The organism is Moraxella sp. FZLJ2109, assembly GCF_024296965.1.
Classification (GTDB): Bacteria; Pseudomonadota; Gammaproteobacteria; order Pseudomonadales; family Moraxellaceae; genus Moraxella.
Genome location: NZ_CP101112.1, coordinates 1,088,205 through 1,112,482 on the forward strand (window position 1 = coordinate 1,088,205; position 24,278 = coordinate 1,112,482).

Sequence of the window (24,278 nt, forward strand, 5' to 3'; positions counted from 1 at the left end):
TCAGGATATTAGCACAGATTATTTGTGATAACAAGAAGAAGTATATTACTTATTGTTAAGTGGTAGAATATGGCATTTTCGATGAAAGGTGGGATGGTGTAAAAAAAAGAATACATTGTATCCTATTGAAAATCATTAGGATTAATTTGGTGTACCATGTAACCAATCAATCAGCCTAAAAGCCCATATCCAATTTTATCATGATAAAAAACTACACAAATAGCACTTGCAATCATTGAGATGAATAGTTACAATCTAGTAACTTTAAACCATCAATGGATGACCATGACACGCTTTTGTTTAAAACCGTTAACCCTAACCACTTGGGTTGCTTTAGGAATCATATCACAAATCAATACCGCACAAGCGGCGGATGATTTCTTGAGTGCCAACACCACCAACCAAACCCTAATCCAAGCTCAAGATGCTCGTAATCAGGCATTGCTAGAGCAATTGGTGCCAAATCCAAGCGTGGTGGTGGATACAGTTTCCACTGATACCACCACCCAAATTCAAGAACAACCAACAGCAGATAACGCCATTTGCTTTGATATTCATAAGATTGGTTATTCGGTGTTATCCCAAGATGATATTGTCTTTGCAGACAAGCTTGGCTTTGCACTTGTGCCTGAAATCATGGGTAGCAGCAGTGTATTAGGCAGGTGTATGACAGTCGCTGACATCAATGCTATCGCCACTCGTGTGCAAAACCGCCTCATTGAACAAGGCTATGTCACCAGTCGTATTATGGTAGGTAATCAGAATTTGGCGGATGGGGAGCTAAGATTAACCTTAATCCCTGGTAAGATTGCTCAGGTGGTGGTGAATACAGCGGATAGTAAAGCACCTGTCTATGTTAAAAACACAGTCAAAGACACAGCCAACCAGTCTTATCCTACCATCACTCAGCCTGCTATCTTAGACACAGCACTCACCACACAACCAGGCAAGCTATTAAACATCCGTGATTTAGAAACCACGCTTGAGAATTTTAAGCGTGTGCCAAGTGCTGATGCTACTTTTAAGATTGCACCATCTGATGAGTTACAAGCGATTGGCAACAATAAACCTGCTGGTAACGGCATTGGCTTTAGCGATATTTTAATTGACTATACCCAACACCGCCGCATTCGTGGCAGTCTAAGTCTTGATGATTCAGGCTCTAAATCCACAGGGAAATATCAAGGGGTGGCGACACTGAGTGTGGATAATTTGGCAAATTTAAACGATTTGTTCTATCTTAGCTTTGGGCGAGATTTGGGCAATCAAATCAATGATTATAAAGACCATCCATCTGATAAGAGCAAAGGCTCTAAGAATTATGGCATTGGCTACGTTCTTCCAATGAAAAATAGTTTATTACAACTAACTGCCAATCGCTACACCTATCATCAAACCGTAGCAGGTAGTACCCAAGATTATATCTATGGCGGTAAATCCAGTGGGTACAACGCCAAGCTGTCTCATCTGGTACACAGAGATGCTCATAGCAAAAGCTATGTGTATGCTGGTGGTTATGTCAAATCCCAAGAAAGTGATATTGATGGTACAATCATTGATGTACAAACTCGTAAAACCGCAGGGTATTTATTTGGCATCAGCCATGAGACCACTTTTGGCAAACAAGCTAATCATAGCCTAAGCACTGATATTTCTTATAAGCGTGGTACCGCCGCTTTTAATGCCTTACCTTCACCAGAAGAGCTGTTTGATGAAGGCTCAGCCCGTGTTGGCATTTATCAACTAAACGCCAATCTAACAAGTAAATACAACCCAAGCATTAACAACAAACCAATACCCATCATTCATAGCACCACACTCAAAGCCCAATATGCCACCGACAGCCTCACCCCTGATTTAAAGATGGCCATTGGTGGCAGATACACCGTCAGAGGCTTTGATGGGGAGCGTTCATTATCTGCGGATAATGGTATCTTAGTAAGACAAGACATCAGCTTTTATCCAGGCTTTTTAAATCAGCAAAAAGCAAACAATCACAGCACCACAATCAATCAAAACAACATAAGAAACAGCCAATCAAACCATGCCATCTACCTAGGACTGGACGCAGGCTACATCACCAACCACGACAAAAGCCAAAATGAGCTACTACTTGGACAACATCTAGCAGGCGCTGCCATAGGTATCAAAGGGCAATACACACCAAATACAAATAACCCCTACCTAAGTTTTAACTACGACATCTTTACTTCAAAAGCAATCAGTGAGCCCACAGGTTTTTCCAACAAAGATTGGGTGAGTGGTGTAAGTTTGGGGATGAGTTTTTAGTAGAATGTTTATAAATATTTTGCAATCATAGCAATAATGCCAAATTGAAACTATTATCGGTTAAAGTAGCAGTCTCAATTTGGTGATTGAATGTAAGAGCACGAAGAATAGGGCTGAGAACTAGAGTTTGTTATTCAATACAACGAACCAATTGTTCAATGTTTGGCAGTTGAGCCTCCAACTGTGAGCGGTTAACAGTCACTTCTCGACCAAGAACTGAATTTTTTCCATCAGTTAGACGGCCGATAGGAATGCCCAATGAACCTGACACAACCGAAGCCGTGTTAGCATCCCTTACTTCATATTGGAACATCTTTTTAAAAGTGCTTTTAGAGTTTGGTGTGCCCGCTCCTGCTGGATGGATACAGAATAAGTTTGCATTTGTACTCCAAACATTGTAGATTTCACTACCAATTTCATCAACGACAGTTTGAAATGCTCTAGCAGAAGCCCTTGACATGGTGGTAAGTCGATTACCGATATACATGTATATTTGTGGCAAGGCCAACTTGTTTCTTTGAGCCTCTGTGTAGAAATATGAACTTACATCTCCTGCGTATCGATTAACACCATAGACCAGAGATAAAACCGATCGAACAGCCCTCTTGGAGGAGCCATCTGCAGAAAATGGAATTATTAGGCGATCTGCTGCAGATAACGCCAGCTCTGTGTAAATGGTAAAGCTTGGGTTGCAATCGATAAAAACAACACTCTCACCACCCCATGCTCTTTGAATATCAGAAATCAAGTCTCTGACCCACAAGTGTACCAGACGCCAAGCATCAATAACATTCGGCGCTTGGCAAGCATGCGAAATACCCGACGCCTGAATTTCCAATTCTTCGTCGCCAACTACCAAATAGACGTTTTTGGGAATATGTTGGTTAATTAAGGCCACCTGGTTAGCGTATTTACTGGCAGTATTAATCTGCTTATACGGACTAATCAATCGTTCAGAAATATAGCCTGAGATAGTGTTTTTATTGGACTGAGAATGTATCTTTTCTAATTCCATTTCACCTTTTTCAATGCCACCTAAAAGCATTGATGATGAGTTCGCTTGTGGACATAGGTCAATAACCAAAACCCTTTTCTTGGGATTTTGCTTTGCATACTCACAGGCTATTTGGAAAGTTAGGTAGCTTTTCCCAACACCGCCTTTATTATTCCAAATTGCATAAACAGACATAATAAATCTCCACCAATTCCTTCACTAATTATAACATATTTCAATAATATGCGCCATTATATAGTTATCCAATCTATTCTTGCTTAGGAATCGGCTTCTTAATAAATTATTATTGATTTATCTGATAAGCAAATGCGTTTGGTTTTATGTCTGCAAGGCAAACCAAAAACAAATCCCATTATTGCAAACCAAGCTCACATCCTGCTTTTAAGTATGGTTTAATGGTAGGCATATTGGATAGGCGACAATATGAAATGAGATTAAATAATTCAACCAACCGCCGCAGAAAAGAAAATTTGACACTTATATATAATCAACCCAGCATTGATTTAATAAGATTTAACCGTTTGTTATTTAGGCGAATATTTCTACCTAATTTTGAAAATAGCCTTTTTATTAAGGGGAATATGATGACCAAACTGTATGGATTAAATGAGGCTGTCGTGCCAAACCAAGAGGGCTTATTTGGTGAATTTGGCGGTAAAATCGGCCATCCTGCACTCTCGGCGGCGATGCAAGAGATTGAAGATGGCTTTCGTGCGATGATTGCTGATGATGGATTTTTGAAAGAAATCGAAGCGCTGCAGCTGCACTATGTCGGCCGTCCAAGTCCGATTTATCATGCACGCCGACTGTCTGAGCATCTGGGCGGTGCACAGATTTATCTTAAGCGTGAGGATCTGAACCACACAGGCTCGCACAAGATTAATCACTGTCTGGGCGAAGTGCTACTTGCCAAACGACTTGGCAAGAAAAAAGTCATCGCTGAGACAGGCGCAGGTCAGCATGGTGTGGCACTGGCGACAGCAGCGGCACTGCTTGGGCTTGAGTGCGAAATCCACATGGGTGTCGTGGATATTGCTAAAGAGCATCCGAATGTCTCTCGCATGAAGATTCTGGGTGCAACACTGGTGCCTGTCTCTCGTGGCGCTGGAACGCTCAAAGAAGCGGTGGATAGTGCGTTTGAAAGCTATTTGAACCAGCTAGATGACAGTATGTTTGCCATCGGTTCGGTGGTGGGGCCTGCACCCTATCCTGAGATGGTGGGGTATTTTCAGTCGATCGTCGGACATGAGGCGCGCCGTCAGTTTAGCGAATTGACAGGCGGACCGCCTGATGTGGTGACGGCGTGTGTGGGCGGTGGCTCGAATGCTTTGGGGCTGTTCAATGCGTTCTTGGATGATGAGTCAGTGCGTAAAGTCGGTGTTGAGCCAGCAGGCGAGGGGCTTGATAGTCATCATCGTCATGCAGCGACTTTGACTCTGGGTGTCAAAGGCGAAATCCAAGGGTTCAAATGCTATGTTCTACTTGATGAGAATGGCGAGCCTGCACCAGTGCATTCGATTGCATCAGGTCTGGATTATCCAGGTGTCGGGCCGCAGCACAGTTATCTTAAGGACAGCGGTCAAGTGGAATATCAATCAGCCACCGACCAAGAGTGTCTAGATGCCTTTATGCTGCTATCACGCATGGAAGGCATCATCCCTGCACTAGAGAGCTCGCACGCAGTGGCGTTCGCTATCCGTGAAGCCAAAAAGCTTAGCAAAGACCAAAAAATCTTGGTCAATTTATCCGGCCGTGGCGATAAGGATTTGGATTTTGTATTAAGTCGGATTGAGGTGTGAATCTGCTGAAATTCACTTAATGACTTAATAAAAAACAGCATCGGTATCTCTGCCAGTGCTGTTTTTTTATGCTATTTTGTCATTTTATTCATCCAATTCATCGACGAATAAGCCCAATTGCTCTTGTGCTGCGTGAGTGCTGCGAGATTTTTCGCGGTGTTCGCCGATACGCCGTTTGCGCCGAGCGATCAGCATTAGGACTTTGTGCTTATCATCATCGGATAAGCCGTGCCACTGCTGGCGTTCTTGGCGATTGCGCAAGCAGCCGATGCAGTAGCCCTTTTTATTCATCGTGCAGATACCGATGCAAGGGCTGTCAATATCAAAAAGTTCCGTCTGTGACATGGCTTAGCCTGCCAAAATCCATTAAAAAAATCACCACAAAAGTTTGGCAAAATCCTTGAAGTGTTGTCCAAGCAATTTTTCAAGCTTTTCAAGCCATTTTACCCAACTTAAATTTGGCTTGCGAATTGGAAGCGATCGCCTGCGTGCCACATATTGACATAAGTGACTGATTGTCCTTGAGATTTGGTGTGGCGTGTGTGTAAAAGTGCAGGCTCATGGACTTTCATCTGTAGAATGTCGCGAATGGCATCGCTTGGTTGTTTGGCTTGGATTTGATAATTGCCAGATTCTAGTGGCACATGATCGATCAGATAATCGCTGGTGTTGATTTTGGTAAAATCTTGCGTGATAAAATCAGGCACGATTTGTGCATTGACCCAGCGTTCTTCGTATTGGATCGGCAAATCGTCGCCATAGTGCACGATATTGACCTGATACAGCTTGTCTTGATCGCTTGGTGCACCATCGAAGAACACGTCAGCAAGCCATTGATGCTCAGGATTGCGCATGGTGGCGGCATCGATGGTGTCGCTATTAAGCACGCTGATGCGATAATTTTGGTACTGGTCGCTGATGTCTTTGGCGATATTGCGCACTTCGATTTGTGCGTGATTGTATTTTTGTTGGGCAACGAAAGTGCCAGAGCCTTGACGACGCTCAAGCATTCTTTCTGATTCAAGCTCTTTTAAGGCGCGATTAACCGTCATGCGAGAGACGCCGAATTGTTCTGCCAATGTAATCTCGGCAGGGATGGCGGTACCTGCCGCCCAGTCGCCTGATTGGATATTGGCGATGATGGCTTGTTTGATACGCAGATATGCAGGGGTTTTTGTGGTCATGTCGAGCTCGATTATTAATGTGCTTGAAACTGTATCCATTATCGGCGAAACACAGCCAAGCGCCGTCCATTGCTAAAACATCGGTGGCTTAATGCCTTGTATAAATTGTACTATTTTAGTAAAAAATTATAAAAAAAGAAAGTCAATTTAGCAACAATTCGATAAATTATGCAAAATAGTAATTGATATTATCATTATCTTGATAAAATCAACAAACGAATAATAAGTTAGTAAACATTCTTGTTTGTAGGAGTATTTGGTGGTATAATACGCATTCCCACCTTTAGACAGCGTTTGGATTGATTCCAATCGACTGGCGAACAGGTATTCATCAAGCCGATAGGCTTTTGATTTTAAAGAGGTTATTATGAAACTTAAGACCAAACGTGGTGCCGCTAAGCGTTTCAAGAAAACTGCAAACGGCTTCAAGCGTAAGCAAGCATTCAAGCGTCACATCTTGACCAAAAAATCTCCAAAGCGTATCCGTCAATTGCGTGGTTGCACTATGGTGCACGCATCAGACGTGGCTTCAATCCGTCGTATGTGCCCATACATCTAATCAACTTTTCGGATATTTTAGGAGAATAAAATGGCTCGTGTAAAACGTGGTGTACAAGCAAACCGCCGTCACAAAAAAGTTCTAGCTCGTGCAAAAGGCTACTATGGCGCACGCTCTCGTGTGTATCGTGTAGCAGTACAAGCTGTTATGAAAGCTGGTCAATACGCTTATCGTGACCGCCGTAACAAAAAACGCTCTTTCCGCCGTCTGTGGATTGCTCGTATCAATGCTGGTGCTCGCCTAAACGGTTTGTCATACAGCCGTCTAATCAACGGCCTTAAAAAGGCAAATGTTGAGATTGACCGCCGTATTCTAGCTGACATCGCTATGCATGATGCTGCTGCTTTCACTGCAATCGCAGAAAAAGCAAAAGCTGCTCTAGCATAAGCTGTCAATCAGACACAAAGCCCTGCTCATTGAGCGGGGTTTTTGTTTTTAGTGCTGTTTGAATTGTCATGCTTGATAAGCAATCAAGTCACTGAATGCTAGAGATGGGTAGACAGATGGCAAAAATCAGGTAGATACAGAAAAGTTTTTTAATTTTGCCGATTTACCAACCCAAAATCATTTACAAAATAGACCCAATTCTTTAGAATAATCAGTTTTACTATGATTAAATAACGCCTGCCTATTTGGGCAAGATTGATAAAAGAGATATTATGACACAGCCTGAGATTACCGTGAATTTGCCCACTTTGGACGCACCGCTTGCCACCATCAGTCCTGATGAGCTGACCGCATTTGGCGATCAGGCGGTGGCGTTGATTGAGACTGCTTGTGACGAAAAGACTTTGCAAGAGTTTCGTGTGAATTTGACGGGTAAAAAAGCCGCCCTGACCGCACTGTCTAAGCAAATGGGTAGCTTAGATGCCGATGCCAAGAAGCAATACGGTGCTTATCTGCACGACTTGCGTACGCGTATCGGCAGTGCTTTGGATGCCAAAGCCCAAAGCCTAGCGGCAGCGGCAATGAATGCCAAGCTTGCCAGCGAGCAAGTGGACATCACCATGCCAGCACGCGGTGCGACAAAAGGTACGCTACATCCGATTACCCAGACGACCGAACGCATGAAGCAGTTCTTTGTGCAAGCTGGCTTTAGTGTCGCGACAGGCCCTGAAGTTGAAAGCGATTATTATAACTTTGAAGCCCTAAATATCCCTGGTCATCATCCTGCCCGTGCGATGCATGATACCTTTTATTTTGATACGCATTATTTGCTACGCACACACACCAGTAGCGTACAGATTCGCACGATGGAAAAGAGCGAGCCGCCGATTCGTATCATCTGCCCAGGCCGTGTGTATCGCTGCGACTCTGACCAGACGCATTCACCGATGTTCCATCAGATGGAAGGCTTGATGATCTCAAAATCAAGCAATTTTGCTGAGCTTAAAGGCTTGATTCATGAGTTTTTGGATGCGTTTTTTGGCAAAAAAATGACCGTGCGTTTTCGCCCATCATTTTTCCCATTCACCGAGCCGTCAGCTGAAGTAGATATCTTATCAGACAATGGCAAATGGTTAGAAGTGCTTGGCTGTGGTATGGTGCATCCACAAGTGCTCAAAAACTGTGGCATTGACCCAAATGAATACACTGGCTTTGCCTTTGGTATGGGGATTGAGCGATTTGCGATGCTGTATTATGGCATTGATGATTTGCGATTGTTCTTCCAAAATGATTTGCGATTCTTAAAGCAATTTGGCTAAACATTGAACAAGTTTTTCAACAATTCAACCAAAATTTAAAAATTACAAAGAGAAAAATCGTATGAAAATCAGTGAACAATGGCTAAGACAATGGGCAAATCCAAGCGTTGATAGCCAGACTTTGGGCGAACAGCTGACCATGGCAGGGCTTGAGCTTGATGGCATGGAGATGGTCGCACCACCGTTTAGTGGTGTCGTGGTCGGTGAAGTCATCGAATGTACTCAGCATCCTGATGCCGACCGTCTGCGTGTCACGCGTGTCAATATCGGCACGGGCGAGCTGTTACAAATCGTCTGCGGTGCGCCTAATGTGCGTGTCGGTCTAAAAGTTGCCGTGGCAACCATCGGTGCAGTGCTACCAAGCGATGATGACAAGGGCTTTAAGATCAAAAAAGGCAAACTGCGTGGCGTGGAGTCGCAAGGGATGCTGTGCGGCGCATCTGAGCTTGGACTTGAAGATAAAATCGATGGCCTGCTTGAGCTGGCTGATGATGCACCGATTGGTGTGAATGTGCGTGATTATTTGAACCTAGATGCCAAGATTTTTGAGATCGCCATCACGCCAAACCGTGGCGACTGCCTAAGCGTACTGGGTCTAGCCCGTGAGATCGCAGTGATTAATCGCTTGCCGCTTAACCGTGTACAGTTCGATGTCATCAGCTCAAGTACGACAGCAAGCACAGGCGTACAAGTGGCGAATACGACCGCTTGCCCACGCTATTTGGCGCAGCGTATCGATGGTATTGATCGCTCTGTGGCGACGCCTGAATGGATGGAGTCGGCACTCGTCGCATCAGGTGTGCGTACGCATAATTTCTTGGTGGATGTGACCAATTTTGTCCTGCTTGAGCTGGGTCAGCCACTGCACGCCTTTGATGCTGATAAGATAGTCGGCGATATCGTGGTGCGTGATTCTGTGGCAGGCGAGACGGTTGAGCTGTTGAATGAGCAGACCATCACATTGACAGGTGATGAGCTGGTGATTGCTGATGATGCAGGGGTACTTGCCTTGGCAGGGATTATGGGTGGTGCTCGCTCAGCGGTGAGCGATGAGACGACCAGTATCGTGCTAGAAAGTGCGCATTTTGATCAGCTTGCCATCGCAGGGCGTGCGCGTCGCTTTGGTCTGCATACTGATGCATCACAGCGTTTTGAGCGTGGGGTGGATTTTGAGCTGCCACGCGCGGCGCTTGATCGAGCGACCAGTCTGATTATCAGTGTCGCAGGCGGTGCAGCAGGATCAATCACCACAGTCGAAGCGATAGATAAGCTACCTGCCCGCCACAGCATCCGTGTACCTGTGGCAAAAGTTGAGCAGCTACTGGGTGTGGCTATCTCAAGCGATGAGATTGTCGATATTCTAAACCGCTTAGAAATCGCCACCAGCTTGGAGGGTGATACACTCATCTGCCAAGCACCAAGCCATCGCTTTGATATGAATATCGCCGAAGATGTGGTCGAAGAAGTCGCTCGCATCTATGGTTATGATAATATCGACGTACGCCTGCCAAGCTTTGCTGTGGATATGCGTTATGATGATACGGCGGATTTGATTCATGTTGCCAAGCTTACCCTAGCTGATGCTGGCTACCATGAAGCGGTGAGCTTTAGCTTTAGCGATGCTAAGATTGAATCGCTATTTGATGATGAAAGTCTGGGTGCGGTATTACCGCTTGCCAATCCAATTTCAAGTGATTTGGCGGTGATGCGTCGTACACTACTATCAAGCCTATTGCCTGTGGTCAGCTACAACCTAAACCGTCAGCAGGCTCGTGTGCGTCTGTTTGAGACAGGTCTGAGCTTTGTTGGGGCAGATGTGGCAAGTCTCGTACAGACACCAAGCCTTGCCATCGTGGCGACAGGCACGGTATATCCTGAGCAGCACCATGCCAACCGTGCGATGGACTTTTTTGATCTAAAGCGTGATGTCGAAAGTCTGTTGCCTGCGACCTTAAATAAAGCACACATCAGCTATGAGCGTGCTGATTTGGACTTCTTGCACCCAGGTCAAAGTGCTTATCTGTCAGTGAATGGTGAGCGTCTGGGCTGGTTTGGTCAGCTGCATCCAAGCATTGCCAAAGCGATGGATCTGCCGAGCGTTTGGATCGCTGAGCTGAACCTAGATAAGCTGATTGCACTCAATCACACGCAGTCTGCCATCAAAGCGCCAAGCAAATTCCCAAGCGTACGCCGTGATTTGGCGGTGCTTGTGGATGCTGATATTGCTTGGCAGTCGCTTGAAGCAGACATCCGTGCGGCAGCAGGTGGTTATCTACAAGATGTGTGGCTATTTGATGTCTATACTGGCGAGAGACTGCCATCGGGCAAAAAATCACTGGCATTTGCGATGGTCTTCCAAGATGCAAGTGCAACGCTTGAAGAAGAGCAAATCAAAAAGTCAGTGGATAAAGTCATCGCCGCACTGGCAGAGCAGCACCAAGCCACCTTGCGCGACTGATGTGCGATCAATCACCACAAGCATGCGTTTGTGGTGATTTTTATTATGGCTGAAAAATTTTGTCTGCGATGATTGATTTGTTGTTAATTAATTATTTTGTCAAAATTGATTTGATTTAAGCATAAACTTAAGTGTAAAATGACAAAAAATGTGCTATGCTATGACAAATATTCGGTAGCTTATTGATACATAAGGATTAAATCATGAGTGCATTGACCAAAGCGGACATGGTCGATCAGCTGACCATTCGCCTGCGATTGACGCGCCAGCAAGCCCGTAAGCTTGTTGATGGCTTTTTTGAAGAAATCAGCCAAAATCTTGCTGATGGCAAAGAAGTCAAGCTGTCAGGATTTGGCAATTTTGAATTAAAAGACAAAAAATCTCGCCCTGGTCGCAACCCAAAAACAGGCGAATCCATCCCTGTCGAAGCGCGCCGTGTGGTGACTTTTAAGGCAGGACAAAAGCTGCGCGGTTGGGTCGATAGCCAAAACAGCTGATTCATCACAGCTTATAAAAAGCTTGATAAACTGGGATAAATTTGCTAAAATATCGGCTCATTTTTCCCACTTAAGTTGGCTAATAACACAGACAGACATGGTGCGGCATACCAAAATAGGTTGGTGATGGCGTGGCTATGTTCCACTGATCTGGCAAGACCAGCAGTGCTTATTAGTGCTTAGGTTAATTGGATAAGAGATTTATCATGCGTAAAGACATCCACCCAGAATACCGCGAAGTATTGTTCCACGACACCAACGCTGATGTGTACTTCCTAACTCGTTCAACTGTAGCGACTAAGACTACTCGTGAATACGAAGGTCAAGAGTACCCATACTTCCCACTAGATATCTCAAGTGCATCGCACCCATTCTACACTGGCGAACAGCGTAAAACTGCGAACGAAGGTCGTGTTGCAAGCTTCAACAAGCGTTTCGGTGCTTTTGCAAACCGTGGCAAAAAATAAGCCATCGTTTGATGCTAAAAATCGTCTCTATATGGGGCGATTTTTTTTGTGCTGATTTTCTGTCATTTTATCGATTTGCTGCCAGATTTTCGCCAATATCGTCGTACAATTGACCCAAGCCATCAAAAATTGTAACAATTTTCATGAATACAGTGTACAACAGATGACGAATGTGACAAGCCGTGATAAACTATAGCTATCTGCTTTTTATCATAATTTTTCAAACTTTTCATGCGCTGGGGTAAATATGCAAGGATCGTGGTTTTGGATGTTGCTGACCGTCGTTGTGATGTTGGTTGGATTGTACATCATTGTGCGTGGTATGCGCCTAAAAAATGACACACTAGAAAATGGCGATACCGTTCACAAGCATGGTCTGCCGATTACGCCACGCGATGAGCGCGTTTTTGAGACCATCGATGTCGAAAAAAATGCCGAGCATGAACAAGATGCCTTATCAAACATGGCGCAAGTCATGGAAGCGACGCCTGTCGATACCCTAAAAACTGCTGCACCTGTCGCTGAGCCGACCACGCAAACTGCCCAAGCCGCCCAAACTCAAGCCAATCATGATAAACCTGTACAGGCGCAGGTTGCCATCGAGCAGGTGGATAATGGCTTTGATGAAGAGTCAGCCGTGCTGAATCAGCACATGGATGAGCAACAAAATTTCGATGAAGCCAATAACCCACTCGGCGAATGTGAAGGCACGGTGACGATCGTTATTACGCCGCAGTTTGGCGCGCCGATCAGTGGTCGCAAGGTGCTTGAGATCAGCCGTAACTATGGCTTGCGTCATGGGGTGATGAATATGTTCCACCGTCATGAACTGGAAGATGGCCGCGGCGATCGTTGGTTCAGCATGATGGCAGAAAACAGCGAAGGCCCGACTGCATTTGACCTAAATACTTTGGCGGATGATCATTTCACAGGCTTAATCCTATTTTTGGTACTGCCGCACAAGCAGCTATTACGCGGCTATGACAGCATGGTATCGACCGCCAATATGCTGGCGCGCGAACTGAACGCGACTTTGACCGATGAAAATCGCAACTTGATGGATGATGAAGCTTTTGCGCGTTTGCGTGGTATTTTGGCAAACCATCAATAACCTAGCCAAACCGACATCAACCGCTCTTATGGGCGGTTTTTCCTATGATATTTTTTAAATAAACAATTAAAAAGCTTAATAACAATACCATGAATGATTTATTTGATACCATCTCAGACAGCCAAGATGCTGATGAACAAGCCATCATCAGTCAAATGCGCGCATTGATCGCGTTATTAAAAAAGCACAACCACGCTTATTATGTACTGGACAATCCAAGCATCAGTGATGGCGAATACGATGGTTTGCGCAAGCAGTTGATCGCTTTAGAAAATGCGCACCCTACACTTGTGCAGGTGGACAGTCCGATTCAGACTGTTGGCGGTGAGCCTTTGCCATTTTTCACGCAAGTGGCGCACGATGTTCCGATGCTGTCATTGGGCAATGTCTTTGATGGTGATGAGTTGGCGGCTTTTTTGCGCCGTGCCAGTGAGCGTATCGGCAGTAGTATTGATGAATATGAAATGGAGCTAAAGCTTGATGGCTTGGCGGTATCGCTCAAATACGAACACGGACAATTTGTCCAAGCGGTGACGCGTGGCGATGGACAAGTGGGCGAAGACATCACGCACAATGTCCGCACCATTCGCAATCTGCCTTTGTCACTGTCAGAGTGCGCTGACATTGCGCTATTAGAAGTGCGTGGGGAAGTCTTGATGCCAAAAGCAGGTTTTGCCAAGATGAACCGTGAACTTGGCGAGCGCGGCGAGAAGACTTTTGCCAATCCGCGTAATGCCGCGGCAGGCTCATTGCGTCAGCTTAATCCTGCCATCGCAGCTGCGCGTCCGTTGGCATTTTTTGGTTATTCGGTGAACCAAGGCTTGCCAAGTGCCATCACCACGCAGTCCGCGGCGATGACTTGGCTTGGCAAGCTTGGCTTTGAGACTTCGCCTTTTGCGGTAGTGAGTGGCTTTGATGAGATTCAGGCATTTTATCAAGAGACCATCGCGCGTCGTGCTACGCTGCCGTTTGAGATTGATGGCATGGTGGTGAAGGTCAATAGCCTTGTCACACAAGAGCGACTGGGTTTTTTGAGCCGCGAACCGCGCTGGGCGACGGCGTACAAATTCCCTGCCGAGACGGTGCCGACACGCCTTATCGATGTCGAATGGCAAGTGGGGCGCACAGGGACGCTGACGCCAGTGGGCAAGCTTGAGCCTGTCAATGTCGGCGGTGTGACGGTGAGTAATGTGACGCTGCATAATTTTGGTGAGATTGGGCGATTGGGTTTGATGATTGGCGATATGGTCAATGTGCATCGCGCTGGTGATGTCATCCCGAAAGTCTCGGGCAATATCATCGAGCTGCGCCCTGTCGATGCGCGCAGCATCACTTTGCCAAGCACTTGCCCTGTGTGTGATTCGCCTGTGGTGCTGCCTGATGGCGAAGCGTTGGCGCGTTGTACCGGTGGTCTGTACTGTAAGGCGCAGCAGCAAGAAGCTTTGATTCACTTTGTCGCGCGCCGTGCGATGGATATTGATGGGCTTGGTACTTCTTGGCTGATTAAGTTTTTTGAGATGGGGATTATTAAGACCGTCGCGGACATTTATCAGCTGCACACCCAAGCGGATATGCTTATGACGCTTGAAGGGCTTGGCGAAAAATCTGTCACCAAGATGCTGACCGCGATCGATGCATCTAAGGTGACGACTTTGCCGCGATTTATCTTTGCCTTAGGCATTCGTGGTGTTGGCGAGAGTACCGCGCTGTCACTTGCCCAAGAATTTGGTGATTTGCCAGCGATCATTGCTGCTGATTTGGAGAAATTACAAAGCGTGCCTGACATCGGTGAAGTGACCGCACAGGCGATTTATGAATTTTTCCGCGCGCCGCATAATTTAGAAGTGCTCGATGCGCTCTTGGCAGCAGGCATTCATTGGCAAGTGGTGGATGCGTCAGATAAGGCAGATTTGCCCTTGGCAGGCGAGACTTGGGTGGTGACAGGTACGCTTGGCAGTATGGGGCGCGATGAAGCCAAAGATAAGCTTGTGGCATTGGGCGCGAAAGTTGCTGGTAGTGTGTCTGCCAAGACCACGCGACTCTTGGCAGGTGAAAAAGCAGGCAGCAAGCTTGAGAAAGCCACGAGCCTTGGTGTGACGGTCGTGAGCGAAGATGAGTTTTTGGCACTGCTTAGCGAATACGGCGGATAATCAATAAGGATGGCACATGACACAGACTGCGAATACTGCCAATAGCCATGCCATGCTTGGGCTTGTGGTTGGCTGCGTGCTGTTTGGCATGGGTAGCCTGATCGTCGCGCATGTGTCGGTCGGCGCGTATGCGATGGCGTTTTGGCGACTGGTGGTATCGACACTGGTATTTGTGGTGTTATCAAAATTATTGCGCCAAGCGTTTCCCATGCACCCTAAGGCCATCGGCTTTGCCTTATTATCAGGGGCGGCACTGGGGCTGGATTTGGCGCTGTGGCATGAGAGCATTCATGCGGTGGGACCGGGGATTTCGACATTGCTTAATAGCTTGCAGATTTTCTTTTTGGCGTTCATCGGCTTTGTGTTTTATAAAGAAAAGCAGTCGATCATGCAGCTTGTCAGTCTTGTGATTGCAGTGGCGGGCGTGGGTTTGATCGCAAGTCCTGAATTTGCGCACAATGACTTAGCGGGTTGGGGCTTTGTCGCAGGCATCGTCTCAGGTGCGTGTCTTGCCATTTCGATGACTTGGGTGCGGCAGGTGCACAGTCATCAGACGGTGGCGATTTTGCCATTGATGACACTGGTGGGTATCGGTGGGGCGGCAGCGGTGTTGCCGTTGATGTTGGTGTTTGACGCAGGGCGGATTATGCCGACTTCGATGAGTGATGTGGGCTGGATTTTGGTGTATGGCATTGTCATGCAGTGTATGGCGTGGGGTGTGATTGCTTATAGCATTCCCAAGCTAAGCCTTGCTTTGACGGGGCTGTTACTGCTGTCTGAGCCAGTGGCGGCATTGGTGCTCGATTATTTTTGGCTCGATAAAGCCATCAGTGGTATGCAGTGGTTGGGGGCGTTTTTGACGATGCTTGCGATTTATCTGGGTTCGGCTAAGTCCAAAAAGACGGCATGAATCACCCAAAATCCTATTGATCATCCCCATAGGTTTCATGTGAAACTTATGGGGATTTTTGATGGCAAGACTTGCCACACCATCATTTCCCTGAGACCAGCTCCACAGGCAGCACCAAGCCTTCACCGAATTTATCCGCGATCACATAGTCATGCGTCTCGGTAATAACATCAGGGGCGACTTGCACGACGAGCGCGGGATTTGCGCCATCGCGAAAGCTGTGCGCGATGTATTTACCGCCCAATTGATCCAAAAGTTTGCCCAGTACTTCAGGGCTTGCCATGGATAAAGTCATCGACAGCTGGGCTTGCTCTGGACTGATACCAAAGCTTTTGGCGTAGTTGCTGACAGGTACAGAATCTTTGGCAAACGGATAAGCAAAGGCAGCAGGGTCAATTTTTTTCACCGATTTGACATCGATTTGTGACCAGTCGATTTGTGTCTTGCCATCAGCGGTGATGATGGGCTTGGCGGTCTCGATTTCAGGATAATCGCTCGTATCGATTTGCTTTAAAAGTTCATCAAACTGATGCGGATCAGCTTGCTCGGTGCTCGCAGCTTGAGCAGCAGGGTCTTGTTCCGCTGTTTTGCCTTGGGCTTCGCGCTCGATTTTGGCGAAGTTTTCTTTGGCAGAATTATCCGCACAGCCTGCGATAACAAGGCTTGCTGCCAATGCTGTCATCATCAAAAATCGCGTTTTCATCACATTACTCATCATCTAAGAAAATCTTGGTGCTAGATTTTACCGAATTCATCACAAATTGGCTATTAAAAGTTGCAACATTATTGTCGCTTGTGAGCATTTGCCGTGTGAATCGGTGATAATCCTGCATATCTTGATTGGCGACGATCAGCACAAAATCATAATCCCCCGAGATCTCATAACAGCTCATCACCTGCGGATGTGCCGCCATCACGCGCTCGAAGCGGTGCTGCATCGGCGTGTTTGAATTAACCATCTTAATCAGCACAAGCACGGTCAAAGGTCGCTGCACCTTGATGGGATTGACGATGACGACGGTGCGCTCGATGACTTTGGCGTCATTAAGCTGGCTGATGCGGCGCTGTGTGGTCGCGGTGGAAGTGCCGACTTTTTCGGCGATGACTTTGAGCGGTAAAGTGGCATCGTCTTGCAAGAGATTTAAAATTTTGCGGTCAATATGGTCAAGTGCGTGCATGGTATGAATTTGGTTGGCAAATATGGTTTGATTGATAAATTTATCCAAAAATATGAGAAATTTTATCAAAAATCATAAAAATATGCAAAATAAACCCAAAAATCACGCAAATCACGCATTATTTATTCACAAGAATTTTTTACAATAAGCGCATTCAATCACTCATCATAAGAAATAACCATGACCAGCATCGTTAGCAAATACACCACGCGTTATGCCCAAAGTTTCAGCCGTTTTAGCAGCACAAGCCAAGCCAACAGCATGGCATTCGGCGTGTTTTTGGCGGTATTATCCAATGTCCTATTTGGCGTGCTGTATGCGTATGGCAAATGGATGGCACCACTGTCAGGGACGCAGGTGTTTTTGTGGCGGATGGTAATGATGTGGGGGTGCTTGGCGTTGTTTTTGGCGATGACGGGCAAGATGGCAGAGTTTCGTGCTGAGATTGGCGCCATCAAGGGCGTCAAGTCATGGCTGTATCTGCTTGTGCCGACTCCAATTCTTGCCAGTCAGCTGTGGTTGTTTATGTGGGCGCCGGTCAATGGGCAGAGCATTCAGGTGTCGATGGGTTATTTTTTGTTTCCATTGGCGATGGTGCTTGCTGGGTTTTTGGTGTTTCGTGAACGCCTAAGCCGACTACAGTCACTGGCGGTGGCATTAGCAGCGGCAGGCGTGGCGTTTGAGATTTATCGCACCAGCGGGGTGAGTTTTGCGACTTTGTGGGTGTGTGGCACTTATCCGATTTATTATGTGATGCGTCGCAAGCAGGGTATTCGTGCTTTGACAGGCCTGTTTTTTGATTTGTCCATCATTGCGCCGATTTGTCTGATTTGGATCATCAGCACTGATGCCATCGATGTGGCGTCAAATGGCGTGCTACTTGCCAAGGCGGTGGGGCTTGGGGCAATCAGCGTGCTTGCGATGGCGACCAATCTACAAGCAGGGCGACTGCTGCCTGTGAGCCTGTTTGGGATGCTCAGCTACCTTGAGCCTGTGCTCTTGTTTTTCTTGTCCATCACGGTGCTGGGTGCGGTGTTTAGCCCATCGATGTTGATTAGCTATGGCTTGATTTGGCTTGCGGTGATGTGTCTGATGGCACAAGGGTGGCTTGCCAATCGCAAAAAAGCTTAAACATCCAAAAAGCCGATTGGTTTGACAATCGGCTTTTTGCTATCAGTGGTTATTATAGCTTACTCATCGATACTTATTCGTCAATTTCGTCATCGATATATTGACTGATCTCGACCAAATTACCATCAGGGTCACGGCAATACACCGAGTGAATCTTGCCCACCGCACCAGTGCGTGGCACGATACCATTTTCTAGAATCTCAATATCATGCGACTGCAACATCGCCATCACTTGAGCCAGTGGCGTGTCGGTCAATAGGCAAATATCAATCGTGCCTGTGTTGGCGTGCTGGGCATTAGGCAGGATTTCGTTGCCTTTTTGGTGTAGGTTGAATTTCTGTTGCCCAAAGCACAATGCCTTGCGATTGTCGCCAAAGGTAGTTAGCGTCATACCAAGCACTTGGGTATAAAACGCAATCGTACGCTCCATATCAGCCACAGTCAGTACGATATGGTCAATGGCGGTGATGTTCATTCTGATTCATCCCTGTCCATGAATTTATAGTTTGTCAGTAGCCTTGGTTTTTAAAGCCACGCTGTTTATCACGAGCAAAATCACGATCTTTTAAGGTGGCGCGTTTGTCGTGCAGTTTTTTACCTTTGGCAAGTGCGATTTCGCATTTGACGCGGCTATTTTTCCAATAGCAAGATAGGGCAACGACCGCATAGCCTTTTTGATTGACCATACCAAACAGCTTGTCAATTTCGCGGCGATTAAGCAAAAGCTTTCTGGTGCGAATATTGTCAGGATTGATGTGGGTTGAGCTGGTCAATAGCGGCTGAATGTGCGCACCGAACAAGAATGCTTCGCCGTTTTTAAAAATCACATAGCTGTCTGTGATGCTCATTTTGCCTGCGCGGATGGATTTGACCTCCCAACCTTCTAGCACAAGACCTGCTTCAAATGTTTCTTCGATAAAAAACTCATGCCGTGCCTTTTTGTTGGCGCAGATTTGATTGCTTGGTTTTTTTGCCATGTGTTATCCTAATACTTTTAAATTTGTTGATTGATGGCATTATAACAAAATTTTTGGTAAATGGGCGAGATTTGCCAAATTCCAATTTGACCCAACCTATGCTTGCATCGATGGGTAAAATTTTGCTAATATGCCATCAACAGTTATCATTCATCATAGTCATCAAGGAAACCCCATGCTAGACAGCAAACCTACCCTAGAAACTTTGCTTGATCACCGCTCAATCCGCAAATACACAGGCGAGCCGATCTCCGATGAGATGCTGACGGCAGTGCTAGAAGCAGGCCGCGCGGTCTCAACTTCCAGTTTTCTACAAGCCACGAGCATCATCCGCGTCGTCGATCCTGCCAAGCGTACCGCGCTGCGTCAGATTTCGTGCGACATGAGTGATGAGCAATATCAGCAAGCGCTGGCAGATGGTAAGCGTTTGGGCCATGCTTATGTTGAAGATTGCGCAGAATATTTGGTATTTTGTATGGATGCACACCGTCATAATCAGCTGGCGGATGTACAGACCGATTGGACAGAAGTGGCGGTGATTGGTGCAATTGATGCTGCTTTGATGGCGCAAAATGTCCTAGCGGCTGCCGAGAGCCTAGGACTTGGCGGTGTGTATATCGGCAGCCTGCGTAATGACATTGCCCGAGCAGGTGCGGTGCTTGGCCTACCAAAGTACGTCGTGCCACTGTTTGGTCTATGTCTAGGCCATCCTGATATGTCATCAAAAATCAACCAGTCACAGCGTCCGCGCTTACCGCTAGAAGTTTTGGTATCGACGGATACTTATCAGCCTGCCGATGATGCGACTTTGGATGCTTATAATGAAGTGGTCAAAGGCTATTATCATGGTCGTGGTATCGAGATGGATTGGAAGGCGCAAATTGCCAGCACCTTTGGCTCGGATGTGCGTCCGTTTATGCTTGAGTATTTACAAGAGCAAGGTTTTTGTAAGCGTTGATCGTGCATTTACCGATTTATAAGCAAAAAAGCAGAGTGGCAAGCGTCATTCTGCTTTTTATATGGGTCAATTATACCAAGCAAAATACAAGTTAAGTCCTTTGAGAAGTTTGGGGTGGGTGGTTTTTATCAGCTTAATTGACTTATATAGGGATAAATTTACCCAAAATCCTACGCCAAATATTCTCATCACTGTCAAAATTTGTTACCATAAGCCATTTTAATGACAATAAAAGGTAGTGCGATGAGCCATACCCCAAGACGCGTGCTGTACCCAGGGACTTTTGATCCGATTACCAATGGACACATTGATTTGGTCAATCGCGCCCTAAAATTATTCGATGAAGTGGTGATTGCTGTGGCGTTCGCGCACCATAAGAAACCCTTATTTAGTTTCGATGAGCGCGTAGCATTGGTCAAGGCATCTTTTGCGGATAATCCACACATTTCGGTGGTGGGTTTTGAAGGGCTTTTGGTAGAATTTGCACGCGAACAGGGGGCGAGTGCGGTGCTGCGTGGTCTGCGTGCGGTCAGTGATTTTGAGTACGAATTTGGTTTGGCAAGCATGAATCGCAGCCTTGATGATGATTTTGAAGCGGTGTTTTTGACCCCGTCACAAGAATATTCTTTTGTGTCATCGACTTTGGTGCGCGAAGTGGCGAAATTGGGCGGCGATGTCAGTAAATTTGTCCCGCAAGCTGTGCTGACAGGCTTTGCCGAAAAGTTTGCCAATCGCTAAGTTTTGACTTTTTATATAAAGATAAAAACGACAATTTTAATAACAGTAGAAAATCATGGCATTAAAAATTACCGAAGAATGCATCAACTGCGATGTCTGCGAGCCTGTTTGCCCAAATGACGCGATTTATGCAGGCGAAGACATTTATGTCATCAATCCTGAGTTGTGCACCGAGTGCGTTGGGCATCACGACACGCCGCAGTGCGTGGATATTTGTCCAGTTGATTGTATTCCAAAAGATCCAGAGCATCCAGAGAGCGAAGAAGAATTGCTCGCCAAATACCAAAAACTCACCGCAAAGGCGTAAATCTGTGCTAGAATAGCCGACTGGCAGACTAGGCAATCGCTGGCACGCAAGTGCGAGAGGAAAGTCCGGGCTACACAGGGCGGCGTGCTAGCTAACGGCTAGGGGGCGAAAGCCTACGACCAGTGCAACAGAGAACAGACCGCCAACGCCAATCGGCACGGTAAGGGTGAAACGGTGGGGTAAGAGCCCACCGCATGACTGGCAACAGCTCATGGCAAGGTAAACTCCACGCGTAGCAAGACCAAATAGGTGTCCAATCGGTTGCCCGCCGAGGATACGGGTAGGTTGCTTGAGCGTATCGGCGACGGTGCGCCTAGATGAATGATTGTCCACGACAGAACCCGGCTTATCGGTCTGCCAAATTTTTTCAAAATTTTTGCAAATTGTTATTGACAAGGACAAACTTTGTGCCTATAATGTGCGTCCTGTAACGGCGATGTAGCTCAGCTGGTTAGAGCGCACGACTCATAATCGTGAGGTCAAGAGTTCAAGTCTCTTCATCGCCACCAACTATTAAAAAATTTGAAAAAGTGCTTGACACCGAAATCAAATACTGTATAATAGTTGGTCTGAATCGCTGATAAATACAGCGAAACGAATTGAAAAAAATTCAAAAAAAAGCTTGACATAAAAAACCAATCGGTTATAATAGAGAGCTCAAGTCATCCACTAGACGATAGTATGACTAAAACTATTTAAAATCAAAACTAAAGAACAACTTGTGTGGATTTTTGCGAATACAAGATAATCTTAAAAAAATTATCATTTATATTCAGCAAGAATACTCAAAGTTAATTCATTTACACGATGAGCAAATATTGCTAGTAATAATAAATGAGCCAACATTAAAGTCCAATCAAACATTCTTTGTTTTATTGGCAACTCAAGATTAAACTGAAGAGTTTGATCATGGCTCAGATTGAACGCTGGCGGCAGGCTTAACACATGCAAGTCGAACGAGGTTAGGGAGCTTGCTCCTGATACCTAGTGGCGAACGGGTGAGTAATGCTTAGGAATCTGCCTAGTAGTGGGGGATAACTTGGGGAAACTCAAGCTAATACCGCATACGACCTACGGGTGAAAGGGGGCGCAAGCTCTCGCTATTAGATGAGCCTAAGTCGGATTAGCTAGTTGGTGGGGTAAAGGCCTACCAAGGCGACGATCTGTAGCTGGTCTGAGAGGATGATCAGCCACACTGGGACTGAGACACGGCCCAGACTCCTACGGGAGGCAGCAGTGGGGAATATTGGACAATGGGCGAAAGCCTGATCCAGCCATGCCGCGTGTGTGAAGAAGGCCTTTTGGTTGTAAAGCACTTTAAGTAGGGAGGAAAAGCTAATGGCTAATACCCATTAGCCCTGACGTTACCTACAGAATAAGCACCGGCTAACTCTGTGCCAGCAGCCGCGGTAATACAGAGGGTGCAAGCGTTAATCGGAATTACTGGGCGTAAAGCGCGCGTAGGTGGTTGCTTAAGTCAGATGTGAAAGCCCCGGGCTTAACCTGGGAACTGCATCTGATACTGGGTGACTAGAGTAGGTGAGAGGGGAGTAGAATTCCAGGTGTAGCGGTGAAATGCGTAGAGATCTGGAGGAATACCGATGGCGAAGGCAGCTCCCTGGCATCATACTGACACTGAGGTGCGAAAGCGTGGGTAGCAAACAGGATTAGATACCCTGGTAGTCCACGCCGTAAACGATGTCTACCAGTCGTTGGGTCTCTTGAAGACTTAGTGACGCAGTTAACGCAATAAGTAGACCGCCTGGGGAGTACGGCCGCAAGGTTAAAACTCAAATGAATTGACGGGGGCCCGCACAAGCGGTGGAGCATGTGGTTTAATTCGATGCAACGCGAAGAACCTTACCTGGTCTTGACATACAGAGAATTCGCTAGAGATAGCTTAGTGCCTTCGGGAACTCTGATACAGGTGCTGCATGGCTGTCGTCAGCTCGTGTCGTGAGATGTTGGGTTAAGTCCCGCAACGAGCGCAACCCTTTTCCTTAGTTACCAGCACTTCGGGTGGGAACTCTAAGGATACTGCCAGTGACAAACTGGAGGAAGGCGGGGACGACGTCAAGTCATCATGGCCCTTACGACCAGGGCTACACACGTGCTACAATGGTTGGTACAAAGGGTTGCTACACAGCGATGTGATGCTAATCTCAAAAAGCCAATCGTAGTCCGGATTGGAGTCTGCAACTCGACTCCATGAAGTCGGAATCGCTAGTAATCGCAGATCAGAATGCTGCGGTGAATACGTTCCCGGGCCTTGTACACACCGCCCGTCACACCATGGGAGTTGATCTCACCAGAAGTGGTTAGCCTAACGCAAGAGGGCGATCACCACGGTGGGGTCGATGACTGGGGTGAAGTCGTAACAAGGTAGCCGTAGGGGAACCTGCGGCTGGATCACCTCCTTAATGAAGATATCTGATTGGCAAGAATCCACAACAAGTTGTTCTTTGGTAAGATGTTTAAAACGGGTCTATAGCTCAGTTGGTTAGAGCACCGTGTTGATAACGCGGGGGTCATAAGTTCAAGTCTTATTAGACCCACCATTAAATTGGGGCCATAGCTCAGTTGGTAGAGCGCCTGCCTTGCACGCAGGAGGTCAGGAGTTCGACTCTCCTTGGCTCCACCATTTAAACATCAAAGCATACATAAGCAATTTAATAAGAGATTTCTTATTTATGCTTTTACTTTATAAACTGACGAAGTTTATAACACTATTTAACAACATGATTATGAGTCTGGGTTAATAAATTATCCAACGTAATTTATTAACCATGGTGATTGTACCCCAAAATACAATCACCTAAAGTAAAGAGAACTGAATCAAGCGTA

At 46.4% G+C, this 24,278-nt stretch carries 22 protein-coding genes, 3 tRNA genes, 1 rRNA gene and 1 other RNA gene; 20 read left to right on the plus strand and 7 right to left on the minus strand.

The annotated features are described in order from the left end of the window. The first annotated feature begins 285 nt into the window (after positions 1–285). Positions 286–2,289 (plus strand): ShlB/FhaC/HecB family hemolysin secretion/activation protein, encoded by a 2,004-nt coding sequence (locus NKU06_RS04935; RefSeq protein ID WP_254729200.1) that lies wholly within the window; start codon positions 286–288, stop codon positions 2,287–2,289. A 130-nt stretch (positions 2,290–2,419) separates the two neighbouring features. Here the strand turns inward: NKU06_RS04935 and NKU06_RS04940 are convergent, their stop codons facing one another. Then, on the minus strand, positions 2,420–3,478 hold the full coding sequence (locus NKU06_RS04940; RefSeq protein WP_254729202.1) for a ParA family protein: 1,059 nt from the start codon (positions 3,476–3,478) through the stop codon (positions 2,420–2,422). Positions 3,479–3,888: 410 nt separating this feature from the next. On the opposite strand from NKU06_RS04940, the gene trpB reads away from it, so the two are divergent. After that, a complete protein-coding gene (trpB, locus tag NKU06_RS04945) occupies positions 3,889–5,103 on the plus strand; it encodes a tryptophan synthase subunit beta (RefSeq protein WP_254729204.1) in 1,215 nt (404 codons plus the stop codon). 84 nt (positions 5,104–5,187) lie between these two features. On the opposite strand, the gene NKU06_RS04950 is transcribed toward trpB, so the two are convergent. Both NKU06_RS04950 and NKU06_RS04955 read right to left on the minus strand, forming a co-directional pair. Beyond that, positions 5,188–5,448 carry a DUF1289 domain-containing protein gene (locus NKU06_RS04950; protein ID WP_253224491.1) on the minus strand — a complete coding sequence of 87 codons (261 nt, stop codon included), beginning with the start codon at positions 5,446–5,448 and terminating at the stop codon, positions 5,188–5,190. 107 nt (positions 5,449–5,555) lie between these two features. After that, positions 5,556–6,287 (minus strand): UTRA domain-containing protein, encoded by a 732-nt coding sequence (locus NKU06_RS04955; RefSeq protein WP_253224490.1) that lies wholly within the window; start codon positions 6,285–6,287, stop codon positions 5,556–5,558. Between the two features lie 364 nt (positions 6,288–6,651). On the opposite strand from NKU06_RS04955, the gene rpmI reads away from it, so the two are divergent. From rpmI to NKU06_RS05000, 9 genes are all read left to right on the plus strand, one after another. Next, on the plus strand, positions 6,652–6,846 hold the full coding sequence (gene rpmI, locus NKU06_RS04960; protein WP_078254654.1) for a 50S ribosomal protein L35: 195 nt from the start codon (positions 6,652–6,654) through the stop codon (positions 6,844–6,846). A 30-nt stretch (positions 6,847–6,876) separates the two neighbouring features. Beyond that, a complete protein-coding gene (gene rplT, locus NKU06_RS04965; protein WP_078254653.1) occupies positions 6,877–7,233 on the plus strand; it encodes a 50S ribosomal protein L20 in 357 nt (118 codons plus the stop codon). A 272-nt stretch (positions 7,234–7,505) separates the two neighbouring features. Continuing rightward, on the plus strand, positions 7,506–8,552 hold the full coding sequence (gene pheS / locus NKU06_RS04970; RefSeq protein ID WP_078318196.1) for a phenylalanine--tRNA ligase subunit alpha: 1,047 nt from the start codon (positions 7,506–7,508) through the stop codon (positions 8,550–8,552). Positions 8,553–8,613: 61 nt separating this feature from the next. Beyond that, complete coding sequence (gene pheT, locus NKU06_RS04975) at positions 8,614–11,010, plus strand: phenylalanine--tRNA ligase subunit beta (protein WP_254729206.1); 2,397 nt, start codon at positions 8,614–8,616, stop codon at positions 11,008–11,010. Between the two features lie 203 nt (positions 11,011–11,213). Then, positions 11,214–11,507 carry an integration host factor subunit alpha gene (locus NKU06_RS04980; protein WP_254729208.1) on the plus strand — a complete coding sequence of 98 codons (294 nt, stop codon included), beginning with the start codon at positions 11,214–11,216 and terminating at the stop codon, positions 11,505–11,507. A gap of 206 nt (positions 11,508–11,713) precedes the next feature. Continuing rightward, the gene (locus NKU06_RS04985; protein ID WP_078318193.1) at positions 11,714–11,974 is read left to right on the plus strand and encodes a type B 50S ribosomal protein L31; all 261 of its coding nucleotides are present in this window, start codon (positions 11,714–11,716) and stop codon (positions 11,972–11,974) included. Between the two features lie 268 nt (positions 11,975–12,242). Beyond that, on the plus strand, positions 12,243–13,085 hold the full coding sequence (locus tag NKU06_RS04990; protein ID WP_254729211.1) for a cell division protein ZipA C-terminal FtsZ-binding domain-containing protein: 843 nt from the start codon (positions 12,243–12,245) through the stop codon (positions 13,083–13,085). 89 nt (positions 13,086–13,174) lie between these two features. Then, positions 13,175–15,235 (plus strand): NAD-dependent DNA ligase LigA, encoded by a 2,061-nt coding sequence (ligA, locus tag NKU06_RS04995; RefSeq protein ID WP_254729212.1) that lies wholly within the window; start codon positions 13,175–13,177, stop codon positions 15,233–15,235. Between the two features lie 16 nt (positions 15,236–15,251). After that, positions 15,252–16,145 (plus strand): DMT family transporter, encoded by an 894-nt coding sequence (locus NKU06_RS05000; RefSeq protein ID WP_254729213.1) that lies wholly within the window; start codon positions 15,252–15,254, stop codon positions 16,143–16,145. 82 nt (positions 16,146–16,227) lie between these two features. On the opposite strand, the gene NKU06_RS05005 is transcribed toward NKU06_RS05000, so the two are convergent. Beyond that, positions 16,228–16,848: a hypothetical protein gene (locus tag NKU06_RS05005; protein ID WP_253224484.1), complete on the minus strand. Its 621-nt coding sequence runs from the start codon at positions 16,846–16,848 to the stop codon at positions 16,228–16,230. A 4-nt stretch (positions 16,849–16,852) separates the two neighbouring features. Then, positions 16,853–17,323 carry an Lrp/AsnC family transcriptional regulator gene (locus tag NKU06_RS05010; protein ID WP_253224483.1) on the minus strand — a complete coding sequence of 157 codons (471 nt, stop codon included), beginning with the start codon at positions 17,321–17,323 and terminating at the stop codon, positions 16,853–16,855. 180 nt (positions 17,324–17,503) lie between these two features. Between NKU06_RS05010 and rarD the strand changes: the two genes are divergently transcribed. Continuing rightward, positions 17,504–18,454 carry an EamA family transporter RarD gene (gene rarD, locus NKU06_RS05015; RefSeq protein ID WP_253224482.1) on the plus strand — a complete coding sequence of 317 codons (951 nt, stop codon included), beginning with the start codon at positions 17,504–17,506 and terminating at the stop codon, positions 18,452–18,454. Positions 18,455–18,527: 73 nt separating this feature from the next. On the opposite strand, the gene NKU06_RS05020 is transcribed toward rarD, so the two are convergent. After that, positions 18,528–18,929, minus strand: coding sequence for a VOC family protein (locus tag NKU06_RS05020; RefSeq protein WP_253224481.1), 402 nt, complete (start codon positions 18,927–18,929; stop codon positions 18,528–18,530). A 34-nt stretch (positions 18,930–18,963) separates the two neighbouring features. Beyond that, the gene (smpB, locus tag NKU06_RS05025; protein ID WP_254729215.1) at positions 18,964–19,431 is read right to left on the minus strand and encodes an SsrA-binding protein SmpB; all 468 of its coding nucleotides are present in this window, start codon (positions 19,429–19,431) and stop codon (positions 18,964–18,966) included. A 175-nt stretch (positions 19,432–19,606) separates the two neighbouring features. Here smpB and nfsA point away from each other — a divergent pair, with 175 nt between their 5' ends. From nfsA to NKU06_RS05065, 8 genes are all read left to right on the plus strand, one after another. Continuing rightward, a complete protein-coding gene (gene nfsA, locus NKU06_RS05030) occupies positions 19,607–20,389 on the plus strand; it encodes an oxygen-insensitive NADPH nitroreductase (RefSeq protein WP_254729217.1) in 783 nt (260 codons plus the stop codon). A 243-nt stretch (positions 20,390–20,632) separates the two neighbouring features. Then, entirely contained in the window at positions 20,633–21,127 is a 495-nt protein-coding gene (gene coaD, locus NKU06_RS05035; RefSeq protein WP_254729219.1) for a pantetheine-phosphate adenylyltransferase, read from the plus strand. A gap of 55 nt (positions 21,128–21,182) precedes the next feature. Beyond that, positions 21,183–21,434 (plus strand): YfhL family 4Fe-4S dicluster ferredoxin, encoded by a 252-nt coding sequence (locus NKU06_RS05040; RefSeq protein ID WP_254729221.1) that lies wholly within the window; start codon positions 21,183–21,185, stop codon positions 21,432–21,434. A gap of 20 nt (positions 21,435–21,454) precedes the next feature. Next, positions 21,455–21,799, plus strand: an RNA gene (rnpB, locus tag NKU06_RS05045) — RNase P RNA component class A. A gap of 67 nt (positions 21,800–21,866) precedes the next feature. Then, positions 21,867–21,943 (plus strand) — tRNA-Met (locus NKU06_RS05050). 382 nt (positions 21,944–22,325) lie between these two features. After that, positions 22,326–23,854, plus strand: a 16S ribosomal RNA gene (locus NKU06_RS05055). Between the two features lie 61 nt (positions 23,855–23,915). Continuing rightward, positions 23,916–23,992, plus strand: a tRNA-Ile gene (locus NKU06_RS05060). Between the two features lie 7 nt (positions 23,993–23,999). Continuing rightward, positions 24,000–24,075, plus strand: a tRNA-Ala gene (locus tag NKU06_RS05065). Positions 24,076–24,278 lie beyond the last annotated feature (203 nt).